The 17,217-nt window shown below is 71.8% G+C and carries 22 protein-coding genes and 1 pseudogene; 14 read left to right on the top strand and 9 right to left on the bottom strand.

Annotated features, from left to right (window positions below):
* The first annotated feature begins 76 nt into the window (after positions 1 to 76).
* Genes ACPEH0_RS04915 through ACPEH0_RS04905 form a run of 3 tightly spaced genes read left to right on the top strand, consistent with a single transcriptional unit; the run spans position 77 to position 2,569 of the window.
* Positions 77 to 1,627 carry a molybdopterin-dependent oxidoreductase gene (locus tag ACPEH0_RS04915; RefSeq protein WP_366213939.1) on the top strand — a complete coding sequence of 517 codons (1,551 nt, stop codon included), beginning with the start codon at positions 77 to 79 and terminating at the stop codon, positions 1,625 to 1,627.
* Positions 1,628 to 1,658: 31 nt separating this feature from the next.
* Complete coding sequence (locus tag ACPEH0_RS04910) at positions 1,659 to 2,144, top strand: MogA/MoaB family molybdenum cofactor biosynthesis protein (protein WP_366213940.1); 486 nt, start codon at positions 1,659 to 1,661, stop codon at positions 2,142 to 2,144.
* Positions 2,141 to 2,569 carry a molybdenum cofactor biosynthesis protein MoaE gene (locus ACPEH0_RS04905; protein WP_217530954.1) on the top strand — a complete coding sequence of 143 codons (429 nt, stop codon included), beginning with the start codon at positions 2,141 to 2,143 and terminating at the stop codon, positions 2,567 to 2,569. The genes ACPEH0_RS04910 and ACPEH0_RS04905 overlap by 4 nt, the downstream gene beginning before the upstream one ends.
* Positions 2,570 to 2,590: 21 nt before the next feature.
* Here ACPEH0_RS04905 and ACPEH0_RS04900 read toward each other — a convergent pair whose 3' ends face one another.
* Genes ACPEH0_RS04900 through ACPEH0_RS04885 form a run of 4 tightly spaced genes read right to left on the bottom strand, consistent with a single transcriptional unit; the run spans position 2,591 to position 5,311 of the window.
* Positions 2,591 to 2,824: a MoaD/ThiS family protein gene (locus ACPEH0_RS04900; protein WP_064003096.1), complete on the bottom strand. Its 234-nt coding sequence runs from the start codon at positions 2,822 to 2,824 to the stop codon at positions 2,591 to 2,593.
* A complete protein-coding gene (moaC, locus tag ACPEH0_RS04895; RefSeq protein ID WP_366213941.1) occupies positions 2,821 to 3,306 on the bottom strand; it encodes a cyclic pyranopterin monophosphate synthase MoaC in 486 nt (161 codons plus the stop codon). The genes ACPEH0_RS04900 and moaC overlap by 4 nt, the downstream gene beginning before the upstream one ends.
* On the bottom strand, positions 3,303 to 4,535 hold the full coding sequence (gene glp, locus ACPEH0_RS04890) for a gephyrin-like molybdotransferase Glp (RefSeq protein WP_366213942.1): 1,233 nt from the start codon (positions 4,533 to 4,535) through the stop codon (positions 3,303 to 3,305). Before glp ends, moaC begins: the two co-directional genes overlap by 4 nt.
* Complete coding sequence (locus tag ACPEH0_RS04885; RefSeq protein WP_366213943.1) at positions 4,532 to 5,311, bottom strand: HesA/MoeB/ThiF family protein; 780 nt, start codon at positions 5,309 to 5,311, stop codon at positions 4,532 to 4,534. The genes glp and ACPEH0_RS04885 overlap by 4 nt, the downstream gene beginning before the upstream one ends.
* A 124-nt stretch (positions 5,312 to 5,435) precedes the next feature.
* Here ACPEH0_RS04885 and ACPEH0_RS04880 point away from each other — a divergent pair, with 124 nt between their 5' ends.
* The 4 genes from ACPEH0_RS04880 to ACPEH0_RS04865 are packed head-to-tail and all read left to right on the top strand — an operon-like array spanning position 5,436 to position 8,407.
* Positions 5,436 to 5,828 carry a TOBE domain-containing protein gene (locus tag ACPEH0_RS04880; protein WP_366213944.1) on the top strand — a complete coding sequence of 131 codons (393 nt, stop codon included), beginning with the start codon at positions 5,436 to 5,438 and terminating at the stop codon, positions 5,826 to 5,828.
* Between the two features lies 1 nt (position 5,829).
* On the top strand, positions 5,830 to 6,576 hold the full coding sequence (gene modA, locus ACPEH0_RS04875) for a molybdate ABC transporter substrate-binding protein (RefSeq protein WP_366213945.1): 747 nt from the start codon (positions 5,830 to 5,832) through the stop codon (positions 6,574 to 6,576).
* Complete coding sequence (gene modB, locus ACPEH0_RS04870; protein ID WP_366213946.1) at positions 6,573 to 7,355, top strand: molybdate ABC transporter permease subunit; 783 nt, start codon at positions 6,573 to 6,575, stop codon at positions 7,353 to 7,355. Before modA ends, modB begins: the two co-directional genes overlap by 4 nt.
* Entirely contained in the window at positions 7,352 to 8,407 is a 1,056-nt protein-coding gene (locus tag ACPEH0_RS04865; RefSeq protein WP_366213947.1) for an ABC transporter ATP-binding protein, read from the top strand. The genes modB and ACPEH0_RS04865 overlap by 4 nt, the downstream gene beginning before the upstream one ends.
* On the opposite strand, the gene ACPEH0_RS04860 is transcribed toward ACPEH0_RS04865, so the two are convergent.
* Positions 8,394 to 8,783 carry a hypothetical protein gene (locus tag ACPEH0_RS04860; RefSeq protein ID WP_366213948.1) on the bottom strand — a complete coding sequence of 130 codons (390 nt, stop codon included), beginning with the start codon at positions 8,781 to 8,783 and terminating at the stop codon, positions 8,394 to 8,396. The two genes, ACPEH0_RS04865 and ACPEH0_RS04860, sit on opposite strands and share 14 nt — an antisense overlap.
* Positions 8,784 to 8,921: 138 nt before the next feature.
* On the opposite strand from ACPEH0_RS04860, the gene moaA reads away from it, so the two are divergent.
* Positions 8,922 to 10,004, top strand: coding sequence for a GTP 3',8-cyclase MoaA (gene moaA, locus ACPEH0_RS04855; protein WP_423719418.1), 1,083 nt, complete (start codon positions 8,922 to 8,924; stop codon positions 10,002 to 10,004).
* A gap of 8 nt (positions 10,005 to 10,012) precedes the next feature.
* On the opposite strand, the gene ACPEH0_RS04850 is transcribed toward moaA, so the two are convergent.
* Genes ACPEH0_RS04850 through ACPEH0_RS04840 form a run of 3 tightly spaced genes read right to left on the bottom strand, consistent with a single transcriptional unit; the run spans position 10,013 to position 11,129 of the window.
* Positions 10,013 to 10,324, bottom strand: a complete 312-nt coding sequence (locus ACPEH0_RS04850; RefSeq protein ID WP_253036215.1) for a DUF4235 domain-containing protein — start codon at positions 10,322 to 10,324, stop codon at positions 10,013 to 10,015.
* Positions 10,325 to 10,348: 24 nt separating this feature from the next.
* On the bottom strand, positions 10,349 to 10,732 hold the full coding sequence (locus ACPEH0_RS04845; RefSeq protein WP_217530976.1) for a DUF3618 domain-containing protein: 384 nt from the start codon (positions 10,730 to 10,732) through the stop codon (positions 10,349 to 10,351).
* Positions 10,719 to 11,129: a phage holin family protein gene (locus ACPEH0_RS04840; protein WP_366213950.1), complete on the bottom strand. Its 411-nt coding sequence runs from the start codon at positions 11,127 to 11,129 to the stop codon at positions 10,719 to 10,721. The genes ACPEH0_RS04845 and ACPEH0_RS04840 overlap by 14 nt, the downstream gene beginning before the upstream one ends.
* 180 nt (positions 11,130 to 11,309) lie before the next feature.
* On the opposite strand from ACPEH0_RS04840, the gene ACPEH0_RS04835 reads away from it, so the two are divergent.
* The 5 genes from ACPEH0_RS04835 to ACPEH0_RS04815 all read left to right on the top strand — a co-directional run bounded on the left by ACPEH0_RS04835 (position 11,310) and on the right by ACPEH0_RS04815 (position 15,897).
* Positions 11,310 to 12,395, top strand: coding sequence for an acyl-CoA dehydrogenase (locus ACPEH0_RS04835; RefSeq protein ID WP_366213951.1), 1,086 nt, complete (start codon positions 11,310 to 11,312; stop codon positions 12,393 to 12,395).
* Entirely contained in the window at positions 12,389 to 13,747 is a 1,359-nt protein-coding gene (locus tag ACPEH0_RS04830) for a PIG-L family deacetylase (protein WP_366213952.1), read from the top strand. The genes ACPEH0_RS04835 and ACPEH0_RS04830 overlap by 7 nt, the downstream gene beginning before the upstream one ends.
* A complete protein-coding gene (locus ACPEH0_RS04825; RefSeq protein ID WP_217530984.1) occupies positions 13,744 to 14,478 on the top strand; it encodes a glycosyltransferase in 735 nt (244 codons plus the stop codon). The genes ACPEH0_RS04830 and ACPEH0_RS04825 overlap by 4 nt, the downstream gene beginning before the upstream one ends.
* The gene (locus ACPEH0_RS04820) at positions 14,478 to 15,455 is read left to right on the top strand and encodes a manganese catalase family protein (RefSeq protein WP_217531032.1); all 978 of its coding nucleotides are present in this window, start codon (positions 14,478 to 14,480) and stop codon (positions 15,453 to 15,455) included. Before ACPEH0_RS04825 ends, ACPEH0_RS04820 begins: the two co-directional genes overlap by 1 nt.
* A 61-nt stretch (positions 15,456 to 15,516) precedes the next feature.
* Positions 15,517 to 15,897, top strand: coding sequence for a hypothetical protein (locus tag ACPEH0_RS04815; protein WP_253036155.1), 381 nt, complete (start codon positions 15,517 to 15,519; stop codon positions 15,895 to 15,897).
* A gap of 43 nt (positions 15,898 to 15,940) precedes the next feature.
* Here ACPEH0_RS04815 and ACPEH0_RS04810 read toward each other — a convergent pair whose 3' ends face one another.
* Complete coding sequence (locus ACPEH0_RS04810) at positions 15,941 to 16,519, bottom strand: recombinase family protein (RefSeq protein ID WP_366213967.1); 579 nt, start codon at positions 16,517 to 16,519, stop codon at positions 15,941 to 15,943.
* Between the two features lie 82 nt (positions 16,520 to 16,601).
* On the opposite strand from ACPEH0_RS04810, the pseudogene ACPEH0_RS04805 reads away from it, so the two are divergent.
* Positions 16,602 to 17,217: pseudogene (locus ACPEH0_RS04805) on the top strand (transposase); the annotation flags it as partial.

Here is a 17,217-nt window from a genome sequence, read left to right as displayed (position 1 = left end):
CATCAGCTCGCCTCGCGTGCCGCTCCTCGGTTCATCCGATCGCGTGTTCGCTCCGAACACCTGTTGAAGGGATGACATGAGCACTCACACCAGCGGTAAGCGGTTCACTCTGTGGGCCGCCCTCTCGGGGATCGTCGCGGGCGCGGTGTTCCTCGCCATCGCGGAACTCGCAGCCCTCCTGTTCTCGAGCACGGCGAGTCCGATCCTCGCCGTGGGATCGTTCGTCGTCGACATCGTGCCGCGGCCGCTCAAGGAGTTCGCGATTACGACGTTCGGCGAGTACGACAAGGTTGCTCTGCTCGCGGGGCTCGGCCTCGCGGTCGCGATCGCGTCGGCGATCGCCGGCATCCTCGAGTACGTGCGACCGCCCGTCGGCGTGATCGCGCTCTTCGTCGCGGGGATCCTGTCGGGTGCGGCGATCGTCACCCGCGCCGACGCCACGCCGCTGGCGTTCCTCCCGCCCACGCTCGGCACGCTCGGCTCCGCCGCGGTCCTGTTCCTGCTCGGACGGTGGCTGCGCGGCTGGCGCGACGACACCCACACCGGCGAGGCAGAGGGCCTCGACCGCCGGCGTTTCCTTCTGACGACCGTCATCGCCGGGGCATCCGCTGTCGTCGTGGGCGTCACTGCGCGAGCCGTGAGCGCCGCCACCGCCTCGGCCGACGCGATCCGTCGGGCGCTCAAGCTGCCCGCCCCGAGAGGCACCGTGACGATCCCCGCGGGTGCCGAGCTCGACGTGAAGGGCATCAGCCCCCTGATCACCCCCAACGCGGACTTCTACCGCGTCGACACGGCGCTCACCGTGCCCACGGTCGACCCCTCGACGTGGCGGCTCGTGATCGACGGCATGGTCGACCAGCGCGTCGAGCTCAGCTTCCAGGACCTGCTCGACATGGGCCTCGACGAGTACTCGATCACGCTCACGTGCGTCTCGAACGAGGTCGGCGGCGGGCTCGTCGGCAACGCCATCTGGCAGGGCGTGCCACTGCGTGAGGTGCTCAAGATGGCGGGTCCGAAGGCGGATGCCGACATGATCCTCTCCCGCAGCGTCGACGGGTACACGGCCAGCACTCCGCTGTCGGCCGGGACCGACGAGAACATCGACGCGATCCTCGCCGTCGCGATGAACGGCGAGCCGCTGCCGCCCGAGCACGGCTTCCCCGTCCGCATGGTGATCCCCGGGCTCTACGGCTACGTCTCGGCGACCAAGTGGGTGACCGAGCTCAAGATCACCACCTTCGCCGCGGACGAGGCGTACTGGACCCCGCGCGGATACTCCGCCGAGGCGCCCATCAAGTTCTCGTCCCGGCTCGACACCCCGAAGAGCGGCACGCCCGTCGCGGCCGGGAGGGTCCCCCTCGCCGGCATGGCATGGGCGCAGACTGTCGGCATCGAGCGCGTCGAGGTCAGCATCGACGACGGCGACTGGCAGCGGGCGAAGCTCTCGACCCCCATCAACGAGGACACCTGGGTGCAGTGGGTCCTCGAATGGGACGCCACGCCCGGCCCCCACTACGTCGCGGTGCGTGCGATCAACAAGAACGGCGAGACCCAGATCGAGGAGCGTGCACCGATCGCGCCCGACGGATCGACCGGCTGGCAGCGCTCGCTCATCACCGTCTCGTGACCGCCTGCCGGCGACCGCCTAGGGTGAGCACGTGACCCTGCGCGCCTACGTCATCACGGTGTCCGACCGCTCGGCATCCGGCGAACGAGAGGACCGCGGCGGGCCGCTCGCGGTGGCGCTCCTCGGCGAGGCCGGCATTCCGTGCGTCGGCAGCGAGATCGTCCCCGACGGAGCGGATGCCGTGGAGCAGGCGCTCCGCCGTGCGCTCGCGACCCCGGCCCGGCTCATCGTCACGACCGGCGGCACCGGAGTGGGTCCGCGAGACCGCACCCCCGAGGGCACGGAGCGCGTGGTGACGCGAACGATCCCGGGCATCGCCGAGGAGCTCCGTCGCGTCGGCCTCGCCGACACCCCCATGTCGCTGCTCTCCCGCGGCTTCGCGGGCGTCGTCGAGCCCGAGGGGGCGCTGGTCGTCAACCTGCCGGGCTCGACCCGCGCGGTGACCTCCGGCATCCCGGTGATCGTGTCGGTCGCCCGGCACGTGGTCGATCAGGCGAAGGGTGGGGACCACTCGTGAACACGGTGCGGATCGCGCGGCTCGAAGAGGCCGCGCTCGACGTCGAGGCGCACCTGCGCGCCGTCGAGGACCCCCGGTACGGCGCGGTGACGACGTTCATCGGGCGGGTGCGCGACAACGATCCGGATGCCGCGACCACGGTCGTCGGGCTCGAGTACAGCGCCCACCCCGACGCCGAGACGACGCTGCACCGCATCGCCGCCGAGGCGGGGGATGCCGCGGACACCGTCGTCGCCGTCAGTCACCGCGTCGGCAGCCTCGCCGTCGGCGACGCGGCAGTGGTCATCGCGGTCGCGTCGGAGCATCGCGCCGAGGCGTTCGAGGTCTGCCGCGCCATCATCGAGACGATCAAGACCGACCTGCCGGTGTGGAAGCGTCAGGTCGAGGAAGACGGTACGACCGCCTGGAAGGGCATCGGCGGCTGACCCGCGCTCACCCGCCCGCCCTTATCCGCCGGCGAACGGCGGCAGCACGTCGATGAGGCGCGCGCCGGCGAGCGAGGCGTCGCCGTCGGTCCGCACGCCGTCGACCAGCACGGCGCAGTCGGGCAGCACGAACCACAGCTTCGGGTGCTCGTCGAGCACGGCGGTGCGGAGCTCGTCGAGGGTCGCCTCGGTCCGCTCCTCGCTCTCGGTCCCGGCGGCCTCGGCGGCTGCCGCGAAGTAGCGCACGAGGGTCATGCCCGCACCTTCTCGCCGGGGCGCACCCAGTCGCCCGAGCGACCGCCGGACTTCGCGACGATGCGGACGTTCTCGATGACGACTGCGCGGTCGAGTCCCTTGATCATGTCGACGACGGCGAGCGCGGCGACCGACACCGAGGTGATGGCCTCCATCTCGACGCCGGTGCGGTCGGCGGTCCCCACGGTGGCCTCGATCTCGACGCCCTCGTCGGTGATCTCGAGCTCGACCGACGCCCGGTGCACCCCGATGAGGTGCGCCAGGGGCAGCAGCGTGGCGGTGGACTTCGCCGCCTGGATGCCGGCGATCCGGGCCACGGCGAGCACGTCGCCCTTCGGCGCGGTGCCGTCGCGGAGGGCGGCGACGACGTCGGCGCTGCAGCGCACGAACCCGCGCGCGGTCGCGGTGCGGACCGTCGGGCTCTTCGCGCTGACGTCGACCATGTGCGCGCGGCCGGCGGAGTCGAGGTGGGGGAACGTCATCCGACCAGCATGACATCTACCTCGTCACCCGCGGCGACGCTCGCGACCTCGGCGGGGACGATCGCGAAAGCGGATGCCCGGGCGAGCCCGCCGGCCAGGTGCGAGCCCGAGCCGCCCGCCGTCGCGGGACGCACCGTGCGGACGGCGAGGTCGACGACCGCGGGCAGGTACTGGCGCCGTCCGGGCGGTGTCGTCCACGACTCCGTGGCGGTGAGGGTGATCCGCGGGCGCTGGATGACCGAGCGCCCCTGCAGGGCGAGGAGGGCGGGGCGCACGAACACCTCGAACGACACGGCGACGCTGACCGGGTTGCCGGGAAGGCCGAACACGAGGCATCCGTCACCCACTGTGCCGAACGCCTGCGGCTTGCCCGGCTGCATCGACACCCGGGTGAACTCGACCTCGCCGTGGCCGTCGAAGGCGGCACGGACGGGTTCGTAGGCGCCGGCGCTCACGCCGCCGGTGAAGACGATGACGTCGGCTCCGGCGGTGCGGGCGTCGGCCGTCACCTGCGCGACCTCCGCAACGTCGTCCGACACGCGCGCGGTGAGGACGAGCTCGGCATCCGCGTCGACGACGAGCTGCGCGAGGAGCGGTCCGTTCGAGTCGGGAATGAGCCCGCGCCGCACGGGCTCACCCGGGGCGAGCAGCTCGCTGCCGGTGGAGACCACGGCGACGCGGGGTGCCCGGGCGACGGTCACCACGTCGATGCCCGCCGCGACTGCCGCGGCCACCTGGAACGGTCCCAGGCGCTCGCCCGCGTCGACGACCACGTCGCCGGCGCGCAGGTCGGCGCCGCGGCGGCGGATGAACGCGCCCGGGGTCGGCGTCTCGAGCACCTCGACGGTGCCGAGCGAGTCGGCCAGGCCGCCCACCGTGCTCTCGAAAGGCACGACGGCATCGGCGGCGGTGGGTGTCGGCGACCCGGTCATGATGCGCGCCGCCTCGCCCGCAGCGAGCGGGGGATCGGTGGCGACTCCCGCCGGCAGGTCCGCGACGACACGGAGAGACACGGGATGCCCGGGCCCCGCCGCGGCGACGTCGGCGGCGCGCACGGCGAACCCGTCCATCGCCGAGTTGTCGAAGAGGGGGATGTCGTGCGCGGCGACGGCGGGTGCCGTGAGCGTGCGCCCCGCGGCGTCGCCGACGCGGAGCGTCTCGCCGGCGATCGGGCGCACCGCGGCCAGGACGCGGGCGAGCTGTTCCTCGACTGTGCGGAGGCCGCTCATGCGCGCGCCGCCGCGCTCGCCGCCGACCGCAGCGGCAGTTCGTGCTGTCGGCTCGAGAGGGCGTCGAGCACGAGCATGCGGCCGAGCAGCGGCTGCCCGACGCCGATCTCGAGCTTGACGACCTCGGTGGCGAGGATGCCGCCGACCTGCACGCACAGCGCGCCGAGCACGCCGACCTGGGCGCACGTCGGCGGATCGCCCTCGGTGCCGACGGCGAAGAGGTCGTTCAAAACGACGGGGTCGCCCTCGATCGGCCGCGACCAGAACACCGTGATCTGCGCGTGCCATTCGCGGACGGCGCCCCAGACGAGCGGCACGCCGAGCGTCTCGGTCGCCGCGGCGACTGCGCGTCGGGTGGCGAACGAGTCGCTCGTGTCGATGACGATGTCGGCGCCCGCGAAGAACTCCCGCGCGTTCGTCTCGTCGAGTCGGGCGGTCACGGGGGTGACGACGGTGACGGGGGAGAGGGCGGCGACTGCGCGCACCGAGCTGACGGTTTTGTGCACCCCGATGTCCTCGATACGGTGCGCGATCTGGCGCTGCAGGTTGTGCAGCTCGACCGTGTCGTCGTCGATGACGGTGATCGCGCCGATGCCCGCGGCGGCGAGGGCGAGGATCGCCGGCGAGCCGATGCCGCCCGCGCCGACGACGGCGACGCGGGTGTTCGCGAGCCGCCGCTGACCCTCGTCGCCGATGCCCTTCAGCACGGTGTGGCGCGCGGTGCGCCGACGCTCGTCGGGATCCAACTCGGGCACGGGATCGACCAACGGGCGCATGTCCCGAGTGTACGTGTGTCGGTGATGGCAGGGCCGCCGCGGAATCGGATGCCAACGAGCGAACGGGTCCGCAGATGCGGCATCTTCGGGTCCGAATCATCCGCGTATGCGGCATGATCGAATCATGACGACCTACCGTGTGGCCCGGGCCGCCCGTCTGCTGGGTGTGAGCGACGACTCCGTGCGGCGCTGGATCGACCAGGGCCTGCTCCCCGTGACCGATGCCGTGCCCGCCGAGATCCCCGGCGAAGCCCTCGCGGCGTTCGCGGTGACCATGGCGAACGACCCCGGTGACGGCTTCGAGCATCGCTCCAGCGCGCGCAATACCTTCGTCGGGATCGTCACGCGGGTGCAGGTCGACGGGGTCATGGCGCAGGTCGACATCCAGGCCGGTCCTCACCGGGTGGTGTCGCTGCTGTCGGCCGAGGCGGTGCGCGAGCTGCAGCTCGAGGTCGGGACGACAGCGCGCGCATCGGTGAAGGCGACGAACGTCGTCGTCGAGCTGGCGGGGGGCTGACGTGCGCCGCCCGGCCGTCGCGCTCGCTGCGCTCGTGCTCGCGCTGACCGGCTGCGCCGCCTCGACTCCGCAGGCGTTGGACGACGACATGAACGGCACCCTGACCGTGTACGCCGCAGCATCCCTGCAGGCGTCGTTCGACGAGGTCGCCGAGGCGTTCACGGCGCAGCATCCGGACGTGCGGATCAGTCCCGTGTACGACGGGTCGTCGACGCTCGCCACGCAGATCGCCGAGGGCGCGCCCGCGGATGTCTTCGCGTCGGCCGATGTGTCGACGATGGCGAAGGTGTCGGAGTTCGCACCCGACTCCGCGGTCTTCACGACGAACACGCTCGTGATCGTCGTCCCGGCGGGCAACCCGGAACGCGTCGCCTCGCTGGCCGATCTGGCCGGCGTCGTGACGGTGCTCTGCGCTCCGGAGGTGCCGTGCGGCGCGGCATCCGCTCGACTGCTCGAGGGCGCGGATGTCACGGTCGACGCCGCGAGCCTCGAGCAGAACGTGACCGCCGTGCTCGCGAAGGTGGCGGCGGGTGAGGCCGATGCGGGCCTCGTCTACGCGACCGACGTGGTCGGGCGCGACGACGTCGAGTCGATCGTCCCCGAGGGCAGCGGCGACGTCGTGAACCGGTACGAGATCGCGGCGCTGACGGATGCCGCGAACCCCGCGGCCGCCGACGCGTTCGTCGCGTTCGTGCTGTCGGAGCCCGGGCAGCGGATCCTCGCGGACCGCGGGTTCGGGGCGCCGTGAGCGCGGGGCGCGGCTACGTCCCGCGCACGCTGTCGGTGCCGGCGCTGGTCGGGTTGTCGTTCCTGATCCTGCCGCTGGTCGCGCTCATCGCCCGGGTGCAGTGGTCGACGTTCGTCGCCGACGTGACGTCGCCCGCGGCGCTGTCGGCGCTGGGCCTCTCGCTCGGCACGGGGGCGGCGGCGACCGCGATCTGCGTCGTGATCGGTGTGCCGCTGGCGCTGCTGATCGCGCGGACGGGTCCGCGTCTGGCTGCGGTGCTGCGGGCCGCGGTGACGGTGCCGCTCGTGCTGCCGCCGATGGTCGGGGGCATTGCGCTGCTGTACCTCTTCGGCCGGCAGGGCTGGCTGGGCGGGTGGGGGCTGTCGTTCACGACGCCCGCCGTCGTGGTCGCGCAGACGTTCGTGGCGCTGCCGTTCCTCGTGCTCGCCGTCGAGGGCGCCGTGCGCTCGACCGGGGTGGAGTTCGAGCGCACCGCCGCCGCGTTGGGCGCCGGACGCTGGACGATCCTGCGGCGCATCACGCTGCCGCTCGCCGCCCCCGGGATCGTGGCCGGCGTCGTGCTGTGCTTCGCCCGCGCGATCGGCGAGTTCGGCGCGACCGCGCTCTTCGCCGGCAACCGGCCCGGCGTCACGCAGACGATGCCGCTCGCGATCTACACGGCGTTCAACGGCGCCGGAGTGACGCAGGGCACGGCCGTCGCGCTCGCGCTGTTGCTGCTCGCGGCGGCGGTCGTGGTGCTGATGCTGGTGCGCGGCTGGCGACCGGGAGCGGTGCGATGAGCGGGCTGCGGGCGCGCGTCGTGGTGGAGCGTCCGCGGTTCCGGGTGGACGTCGAGATCGACGCGGATGCCGGGGAGACGGTCGCGGTCATGGGTCCAAGCGGCGCCGGCAAGTCGACGCTGCTCGAGGCGCTCGCCGGTCTCGTGCCGCTCGACGGCGGCGAGATCGCGGTGGCCGGTTGCACGGTCGAGCGGGCGGCCGTTCCGCGGGTGCGCACGCCGCCGATGCAGCGCGGCGTGGTGCTGCTCGGGCAGGACCCGCGGCTGTTCCCGCACCTCAGCGCGCGCGAGAACGTCGCGTTCGGTCCGCGCGCCACCGGGATGCGCGCCGCCCAGGCGCGCGCCGAGGCCGACGCGTGGCTCGAGCGGGTGGGTCTCGGCGGGACGGGTGCGCGGATGCCGCGCGAGTTGTCGGGAGGCGAGCAGCAGCGTGTCGCCATCGCGCGGGCGCTGTCGGCGTCGCCGCGGGTGGTGCTGCTCGACGAGCCGTTGGTCGCGCTGGATCCCGTGACGGCGTCCGCGATCCGAGGGATGCTGCGCGAGCAGCTCGCCGGCACGACGACCGTCGCGGTCACGCACGACGCCGGCGACGCCGTCGCCCTCGCCGAGCGGCTGTTCGTGATCGAGGCGGGAAGCGTGGTGCAGAGCGGCGGGGTGCGCGAGGTGCTGCGGGCCCCGGCATCCGCTTTCGTCGCGTCGATCGCGGACATGAATCGGATGCCGGGGGTCGCCGCGCGCGGCGTGTGGCGGGGTGCGGCGGGGCAGGTGCTGACGAGCACGGATGCCGCGTCGACCGCGCTCGCCGCCGGGGACGGTGTCGGGCTCGCCGCTGTGTTCCGGCCGGGCGACGTGCGGATCGTGGGCGCTGCGGGCGACAACGCGTGGTCGGCGACGGTGGTGGGGGTGGAGCCGACGCTGTCGGGAGCGCGAGTGCGGACGACGGCGGGTGCGGTGGACGTGCGGGAGATGTCGCTCTCGGTGGGCGAGACGGTATGGCTGCAGGTCGACCCGTCCCGCGTGCGGTTCGTCGCGGTACCGGCTACTTCCGGTTGACCCAGACGTTGTCGGAGAGCATGTCGCGGTCCTCGCCGCTGCGGTAGCTGAGGTCGGCGGCGACGCTCGCGCTGTCGCTGATCCGCACCGAGATGGAGTCGCGCGCGCATTCCGTGGTCTGCCAGGCGTCGTCGAGGGTGAGCGACAGGCACAGCGAATCGCTGTCACCCGCTGCGCGCGCCAGGTAGACGTCGTACGCGTCGGCTTTCCCGACGTATCGCAGCGTCGCGATGTCGATCGCGCCGTCGGCCCCGTCGACGACGGCGTCGGGGCGGTCAGCGGCGGTCTGCTCGCGGGCGAACTCGGTCGGCGCGCACGCCGTGAGGAGCAGGGCGGACGCGGCGAGGACCGGCAGGGCGATGCGGCGGAGGCTCATGCGCCGAAACGTGCCGCGGGATCGTCACCCGACGGGGGGATTGGTGCCGACTTCCCAGCCCGTGGGCAGTCTGACAGGCCGCCTCGCCGGTCAGGGCGATTAGGCTCGGAAAATGGGATGCCGCGGGGGGATGAGCCGGTGACGGCCGTGCCGATCTCGCTCGGCCGAGCGCCGCAGGTACCCGCCGCAACGGTGCCCGACCCGGCCGTCGGCCTCGTCGACACGCACGGCCGTGTCCACCGCGATCTGCGCATCTCACTGACCGACCGGTGCTCGCTGCGCTGCACGTACTGCATGCCCGAGCAGGGCAACGAGTGGCTGGCGCGCACGAGCATCCTGACGACGGATGAGATCGTCGAGATCGCGCAGGTGGCGGCGAGTCTCGGCATCCGTACGTTCCGGCTGACCGGCGGGGAGCCGCTGCTGCGGACGGACATCGTCGACGTGGTGCGTCGGGTGGCCGAGATATCCGGCCCCGAGGGTCCGGTCGAGGTGGCGATGACGACGAACGGGATCCGGCTGGCCGAGGTGCTACCGGACCTGATCGACGCGGGCCTGACGCGGCTGAACATCAGCATCGACACGATCGATCGCGAACGGTTCGCCGCGCTGACGCGGCGTGACCGGCTCGATGACGTGCTCGAAGGGATTGCGGCAGCCGCGGCATCCGACCTGAAGCCGTTGAAGCTCAACGCCGTCGCGATGCGAGGAGTGAACGACGATCAGCTCGTCGACCTCGTCGCGTTCGCGATGGAGGTGGGCGCGCAGCTGCGGTTCATCGAGCAGATGCCGCTGGATGCGGGACACACGTGGGATCGCAGCGCGATGGTGACGCGCGAGGAGATCCTCGCGGCGCTGTCGGAGCGGTGGTCGCTGGAGCCGGTGCCCGGCCGCGGCGGCGCTCCGGCCGAGAAGTGGCGGATTGACCGTGGCCCGCACGAGGTCGGCGTGATTGCGTCGGTGACGGCGCCCTTCTGCGGTGCGTGCGACCGGCTGCGCCTGACCGCCGACGGACAGTTCCGCAATTGCCTGTTCTCGCTGACCGAGTACGACGTGACGACCGCGGTGCGAAGGATGCCGGTGGATGCCGCGCCCGCCGATCGTCGGCGCGTGATTGCCGAGGTGCTGCACGCGTGCGTGCTGGGCAAGCTCCCCGGGCACGCGATCAACGACCCGTCGTTCCTGCAGCCCGCGCGGGGGATGAACGCGATCGGGGGCTGACCGCGGGCTCAGTCGCCGGGCCACTCCCCGGTCGCGCGCTCGAACGCCCGGGCGCCGCCGCGGTCGACGAGCGCCTTCACCAGAGCGAACAAGGCGCCCTGCAAGGCGGCTGCGATCAGCACCTCGCCGAGGCCGAATTCTGACTCCAGGGCCTTCGGGCTGTCTTCGCGGTGGGTCGGGCTCGCCCGCTTCCAGAGCTGCTTGAAGATCACACCGGCGAGGGCGCCGCTCACCATGCCGCTGATGAGCCCGATCGGGCGGTACAGGATCTTCGCCGACGTGCTCGACTTCTTCTCCGGCTTCGAGGTCTTCTTCGACATGCGGGGGTCCTTTCGAGGTGTGTCTCAGCGGCCGCGGCGTGCGACAGCGGTGATGACGGCGCCGATCGCGACGACCGCGAGGGCCAGGGCGATCCAGCCGTTGCGGTTCGGCCTGCCGGCGTCGTCCGTGAGGGCATCCGTCGCCTGATGCACGTAATCGGCGGCGTGCTCGCGGGCGTCGCCGATCTGCGCAGCGACGTTCGTCTTCACGGTCTCGACCTGCTGCTTCGCCCTCGCCTTCACGTCGAGCTTGCCTGCGAGCTGCTCCACCGTGTCCCCGAGCTCCGCGCGGGTCTGTGCGATGTCGGCTTCGATCTCGGCGACCGACGCGTCCTCCGCGGGTTCCGGCTTCGCCGCGGGGGTGGACGAGAGGGGCACTTCGCGTGCGGGGACGTCAGGCGTGGTCATGGTGGGTGCGCTCCTTCACTTCGGTGATGTCCTGTTTCACGTTCTGCACGGTCCGCTCCGGCGTCGGCGACAGGGCCGACACCTTCTTCTTGCCGACGAGCGCGAGGATGCCGGCGACGATGAACAGCACGGCGGTCACAATCAGGGCGGCGGCCCATGCGGGGAGGAGCAGCGACAGCGCGATGATCGCTGTCGCGATGAGCGTGCCGACGCCGAACCACGCGAGCACACCGCCCGCGCCGAGCAGCCCCACGCCGAGTCCGCCCTGCTTCGCCTTCGAGGAGAGCTCCGCTCGGGCGAGGCGCATCTCATCCCGCACGAGGCGAGACGTCTGCTCGGACAGACGGGAGATCAGCTCCGCGGTCGACGGTTCGGATGATGGTTTGGCCTGCGTCACGACCGACTCCTCTCATCGGGTGGTAGGGCTTCAGGCTCGTGGATCTTCGTCCATCTGCACGACAGGCTTGACTTCCGTCGACGGCGGTGCGTGAGGCGCGGGTCGTCGACCGCTAGCGAACAGGTGGATGCGATGGCAAGCCTCTGCCGTCCCGCGACCCACGACCCGAGACTCACGAGTGTGAGCTCTCCCGCTGCAGATCCCTCGACGTCGTGCGCCCTCGGCGACCACCCGCTTCCCAGCGCACAGCGGTCCGCGCTCGCCGAAGCCGACGAGCTCGCTGGGTTCGGCACCGATGTGTCCGCCACCCTTGCGTGGGCGATCGGCGTCGGCGCCGCCCGCGACGACGCCCGCTCCCTCGCCGACGACTGGTCGTTCCTGGCGGCGGTCGCGGAGCGGGATGTCGCGGCCGCCCGCATCCTCGAACCGCACCTCGACGCGCTCGACATCCTCGACCAGGCGCAACGCGCGGCCGTCGGGCCGGACCTCGAAGCGATCGGTGCCGGCCCGGGCTCGTCGTGGGGCGTGTTCGCCGCCGAAGGTGCGGGCGTGCGCCTCGATGCGCGGGACGACGGCTCCGGCTGGTTGCTGACGGGAACCAAGCCGTGGTGCTCGCTCGCGCAGCACCTGACCCACGCGCTCGTCACCGCTTGGGTCGGCGACGAGCGTCGCCTCTTCGCGGTGGCCCTGCGAGGGCCCGCGGTCAGCCCTCACGACGGGCCATGGCATGCGCGCGGGCTGCGCCAGGTCGTGAGCGCTCCGGTGGACTTCGCGTCGGCGCCGGCCGTGCCGGTCGGCGAGCCCGGCTGGTACCTCAGGCGGCCGGGGTTCGTGGCCGGCGGGGTCGGGGTAGCCGCGTGCTGGTGGGGCGGTGCGCTGCCGCTCCGCGCGGCGCTCCTCGCAGCGGCGCAGCGCGACGGCGCCGACCAGCTGTCGCGTCTGCATCTCGGTCGCGTGGACACGGCGTTGTGGGCGGCGCGGCTCGCGCTGCGGTCGGCTGCGGACCAGATGGATGCCGCGCCCGCCGCATCCGACCGTGCTCCCGACCCCGGCATCCTGGCCGCCCGCGTGCGGGCCATCGTGGCGGGCGCCGTCGAGACCACGCTCGCCGAGTCAGCCCGTGCGCTCGGACCGTTGCCGCTGGTCGCCGACGACGCGCACGCGCGTCGGGTCGCGGATTTGGGGATCTACCTCCGCCAGCACCACGGCGAGCGGGACCTCGCTCGGATCGGCGCCGACCTCGGTCAGGGTCGCGGCGCATGGTGAGCTTCAGCCACCTCGACCCCGGGACGGGCGAGGACGTGTGGGCCGAGACCTTCGCCGGGCGGAACCCCGCGAGCCTCGACGTCGAGTTCGATCACCTCGTCGTCGTTGCAGCGCACCCCGATGACGAGACCCTCGGAGCGGCAGGGCTGATGGCCGCCGCCGCTCGCCGCGGGGCGAGGGCGACCGTGCTCGTCGTCACGGACGGGGAGGGGTCGCACCCCGACTCGCCGTCCGCGACACCCGTCGAGCTCGGCGCGCTGCGCCGCCGCGAGGCGGCCGACGCGCTCGCGCAGCTGGCGCCGTCAACCGAGCTGCGGTTCCTCGGCATCCCCGACGGTGGGACCGACGGTCACCGCACCCCTATCGCCACGGCGCTCCGCGAGACCGTCGCCGACGCGGGCTCATGTCTCGTCGTCGCGCCATGGACCGGCGATGGGCATCGCGATCACCGCGTGGTCGGCGAGGTGACGGCCGAGGTGTGCGCCGAGCGGGGCATCCCGTACCGGTGGTACCCGATCTGGCTGTGGCACTGGGGCACGCCCGACGATGTGCCGTGGGACGAGATCGAGGTCCTTTCACTCGATGATGCGACCGTCGACGCGAAGCGGCACGCCTTGCATCGCCACCGCAGCCAGATCGAGCCGCTGTCCGACGCGCCGGGCGACGAAGTGATGCTGCACGAACGGATGCAGGCGCACTTCGACCGTCCGTTCGAGGTCTTCATCCGGCCCGCAAGTGAGCGCGGCAGCCTGGACGAGACCTACTTCGACGCGTTCTACCGTCGCAACGGCGACGACCCGTGGGGGTTCGAATCGCGGTGGTACGAGCAGCGGAAGCGTGCGGTCACGATGGCGTGCTTACCGCGACCCCGGTACGGCCGCGCGCTCGAGCTGGGGTGCTCGACCGGCGCGCTGACCCAGCTGCTGGCCGAGCGGTGCGACGCTGTGCTCGCCATCGACATCGCCGAGGCGCCGCTCGAGACCGCGCGTCGCCGCATCGGTGAGGGGGCGGATGTGCGCCTCGAGCGCCGCGCGCTGCCGGGTGAGTGGCCCCAGGGCTCGTTCGACCTCATCGTCCTGTCCGAGGCCGGCTACTACTGGGGCGCAGCCGACCTGGCCGACGGGGTCGAGCGGATGCGGGCCGCCCTCACGCGCGACGGGCAGCTGCTCGCGTGCCACTGGCGGCATCCCGTCGAGGAGTACCCGCTGTCGGGAGACGACGTCCACGCGGCGCTCCGGGCCGCGGACGGCCTCGTCCGATTGGTGGTGCACGAGGAGGAGGACTACGTGCTCGAGGTCTACGGGCTGGCGGGCGCGCGGTCGGTCGCTGCCGAGACCGGGCTCATCGCGTGACAGCGGCGGAGTCGGATGCCGTCGCCGCCGTCGCGATCGTGGTCCCGGTGCACAACGAGGCCGCCCTGCTGGGTGGCTGTCTCGCGGCGCTCGACGCAGCGATCGCGCACACCCGCCGGACGCATCCGGACGTGCGAGTCGTGACCGTCGTCGTCCTGGATGCCTGCACGGACGCGTCCGAGCAGATCGCGGCGTCGTGGCCCGTGCAGACGCTGCACATCGACGCACGGAACGTGGGCACCGCGCGGCGGCTCGGCGTCGCCGCCGCGCTCGCAGCACTGCGGGACGTGCCGCTGGGCGCCACCTGGATCGCCACGACCGACGGTGACTCGACGGTGCCGGTCGCGTGGCTCAGCCATCAGCTCGACTTGCGGGCAGCGGGGACCGATGTCGTCCTGGGCACGGTCCGTCCCGACTTCGCCGACCTCACCGTCGAGCACGCTGCGCACTGGCTCGCGACCCACCCGCGGGGTCGTCCCGCCGGCAACGTGCACGGCGCGAACCTGGGGCTGCGGGCGGACGTCTACATCGCGGCGGGGGAGTTCGCCGACCTCGACCAGCACGAGGATGTCGAGCTGGTCCGCGCCGCTCGCACTGTTGGCGCGCGGGTGCACGCGACGGATGAGACCGAGGTGACTACCTCCGGCCGCTTCTGGGGCCGGACCGCGGGGGGCTACGCGGCGTTCGTCCGCGCGACGCACGAGCGCATCGAGGGGGAGGCGCGGGGCTGATACGGGAGGGTACGCGCTGTGGCTCCGCTTGGCGAGGGGTTCAAGAGTTCATCAACGAGATCGCGCAGGACGAGCCGGATCCCGCTGCCGCGAACGCACTGCAGGAGGGTCTCGGCGGCCAGTTCGGCGAGATGCGCACGATGATGCAGTACCTCTTCCAGAGCATCAACTTCCGCGGGCCCTCGGGCAAGCCGTTCAAGGACCTCATCCAGGGCATCGGGACCGAGGAGATCAGCCACGTCGAGCTCATCGGCACGACGATCTCGCGCCTGCTCGACGGATCGCCGCGGTACAAGGGCAAGCCGACCGACCCCGTGGACGAGCCGGGTGCCGGCGGTGCGACGCCGCTGAGCATCGCCGTCGACCACAGCAACATCCACCACTACCTCGTCGGCGCGCAGGGTGCGCTGCCGGTGGATGCGGCGGGCAACCCATGGATGGGCAGCTACGTCTACAACTCGGGCAACCTCGTGCTCGACCTGCTCTACAACCTCATGCTCGAGTCGACGGGCCGGCTACAGAAGTGCCGCCTGTACGAGATGACCGACAACAAGATGGCCCGCAGCACGATCTCGTACCTCATCGTCCGTGACCAGGCGCACGAGAACGCGTACGCGAAGGCGCTCGAGACGCTCGGGGTGAGCTGGCGCACCGCGCTGCCGATCCCGAAGACGAACGCCGAGCAGTTCCCCGAGGTGAAGAAGCTCGTCGACATGGGCCTGCAGAGCAAGCAGTACTCGTTCGATCTCGGCAACCAGTCCGAGGCCGGCCGTATCTTCCAGGGCGCCTCGCCGTCGAACGACGGCACCGAGTTGGATGCCAGTGAGCAGGCACCCGTCGGATCGCCGATGACCATCTCGCCCGAACGGCCCGAGGAGTTCTCGCCGGGCGCGGACAAGGATCTCCGCGCGCTGATCGAGGCGACCGCGGCGATGGAGATGGCCGACATCGACGCCACGTTCGGGCGCATGAAGTAAGCCGGCGCGTGCACCCCGGCCCCGTCCCGCGGGGTCGGGGGTCAGGCGATCGTGGTGCTGAATGGCCGTGGCGGGCCTTGGCGACTACGCCGTGCCCGGCGTCGCTGACGACGAGTTCTCGCGGATCACCTTCGTCGCTGAGGGGGCCGGTGGCATCTCGGAAGGCGAGGCGGCCGTCTCGGGTGTCGTGGTGACGGGGGAGCGGTACGTGATCGACTTCGACTGCAGTCCGTCGACCGCTCGGGTGACGCTCGAATGGGCCCCAGCGCCCGCCGCGGGCGAGGAGCCGGCCAATCCCGTGGGACCGACGTCCGTCGCACAGGACTGCGCCGCGCCCGGCCGGATCGAGGGCATCGCCTACGACGCGGACACCCTCGTGCAACTCAAGATTTTCGCGGACGGGCTGAACGCGGGTTGGGCCGTCCTCCGGCCCGGCGGCTGACAGCCCGTTGTCGCGGCGCTGTCCCAACTGGGATGCGAGCGGCTCAGTAGATGTGCGCCTCACAGGTAGCTAGGAACGCCGCTCGGCGGCGCTGCAATTCGCGATAGACGGTCGCACGGGACACGTTGAACAACTCGGCGATCTCCGTCTGCGTGTACTCGCCCCGGTCCTGGACGTCGAACAACAGCTTCCGCTGCGTTGTCGAGAGCTTCGGCTGTCGGCCTCTCAGGTGACCCTTCGCGCGCGCCACCGCCATCCCCTCCTTTGTGCGCATGCTGATGAGGTCGCGCTCGAACTCTGCGACCATCGCGAGCACATTGAAGAGCAGTCGCCCCACCGGGTCGGTGGGGTCGTACCTGCTCCCTCCGAGACTGAGCGCGACACCCTTCGTTGTGAGTTCGTCGGCGATGTCGCGCGCGTCCTTCAGCGAACGGGCGAGCCGATCGAGTTTCGTCACGACGAGTGTGTCGGCTTCTCGAATCGCTGCGAGTGCCTCGCGCAGCCCGGGCCGGGCCCGGTTGGTGCCGGTCAGCCCATGATCGACGTAGATGTTTCGATCGAGGACTCCGAGTCGCAGCAGCGCGTCTCGCTGCGATGTGAGGTCCTGATCCGCGGTGGAGATGGGCTGACCCCGTTTCGTAGGTCCGGTGGTTCTGAGAGTCGTCCTGTCGCCCGGAGTCGCGGGCAGGGAGACTGGTCAGATCATGTCGAACAGCAGGAAGCGTCACACCCCGGAGCAGGTCGTCCGTAAGCTCGGGCAGGCCGACAGGATGCTCGCCGACGGGCAGGATGTCGCGGCGGTGTGTCGGGAGCTCGGGGTGTCCGAGCAGACGTACTACCGGTGGCGGAACCAGTTCGGCGGGCTCAAGGCCGACGACGCGAAGCGCCTGAAGGAGCTGGAGAAGCAGAACGCCACCCTCAAGCGGCTACTCGCCGAAGCGGAGCTGGAGAAGGCGGCGCTGAAGGAGTTGGCTGAGGGAAACTTCTAGGCCCGGGCAGACGTCGCGCCGCCGTCTCGCACCTGCTCAGGACACTGCAGGTGAGCGAACGGATGGCGTGCCGCCTGGCCGGGCTCTCACGCTCCGCATACCGGCGCCCGCTCAAGGGCGAAACCACCGACGATCCGGACATGGCGCTGCGGGACTGGCTGCGCGCCTGGGCGAAGGACCATCCCCGCTACGGGTATCGGCGGGCGTATCACGACGCCCGAGCCGAGGGCTGGGGCGTGAACCACAAGAAGATCCAACGGCTGTGGCGCGAGGAGGGACTGCGCGTCCCGCAGCGGCGTCGCCGCAAACGCGTCGGGTCCTCGACCGTCGA

It is taken from the genome of Microbacterium sp. NPDC079356, from assembly GCF_049545465.1.
GTDB classification, from domain to species: Bacteria; Actinomycetota; Actinomycetes; order Actinomycetales; family Microbacteriaceae; genus Microbacterium; species Microbacterium gawkjiense.
Note: the sequence above shows the minus strand (reverse complement) of the source record. Positions and strands in the feature narration are given on the sequence as shown.

Coding starts and splice junctions, on each gene's coding strand:
- ACPEH0_RS04915 (WP_366213939.1), top strand. CDS start 77: ATGAGCACTCACACCAGCGGTAAGCGGTTCACTCTGTGGGCCGCCCTC.
- ACPEH0_RS04900 (WP_064003096.1), bottom strand. CDS start 2,824: ATGACCCTCGTGCGCTACTTCGCGGCAGCCGCCGAGGCCGCCGGGACC.
- moaC (WP_366213941.1), bottom strand. CDS start 3,306: ATGACGTTCCCCCACCTCGACTCCGCCGGCCGCGCGCACATGGTCGAC.
- glp (WP_366213942.1), bottom strand. CDS start 4,535: ATGAGCGGCCTCCGCACAGTCGAGGAACAGCTCGCCCGCGTCCTGGCC.
- ACPEH0_RS04885 (WP_366213943.1), bottom strand. CDS start 5,311: ATGCGCCCGTTGGTCGATCCCGTGCCCGAGTTGGATCCCGACGAGCGT.
- ACPEH0_RS04880 (WP_366213944.1), top strand. CDS start 5,436: ATGACGACCTACCGTGTGGCCCGGGCCGCCCGTCTGCTGGGTGTGAGC.
- ACPEH0_RS04865 (WP_366213947.1), top strand. CDS start 7,352: ATGAGCGGGCTGCGGGCGCGCGTCGTGGTGGAGCGTCCGCGGTTCCGG.
- ACPEH0_RS04860 (WP_366213948.1), bottom strand. CDS start 8,783: ATGAGCCTCCGCCGCATCGCCCTGCCGGTCCTCGCCGCGTCCGCCCTG.
- ACPEH0_RS04850 (WP_253036215.1), bottom strand. CDS start 10,324: ATGTCGAAGAAGACCTCGAAGCCGGAGAAGAAGTCGAGCACGTCGGCG.
- ACPEH0_RS04845 (WP_217530976.1), bottom strand. CDS start 10,732: ATGACCACGCCTGACGTCCCCGCACGCGAAGTGCCCCTCTCGTCCACC.
- ACPEH0_RS04830 (WP_366213952.1), top strand. CDS start 12,389: ATGGTGAGCTTCAGCCACCTCGACCCCGGGACGGGCGAGGACGTGTGG.
- ACPEH0_RS04815 (WP_253036155.1), top strand. CDS start 15,517: ATGGCCGTGGCGGGCCTTGGCGACTACGCCGTGCCCGGCGTCGCTGAC.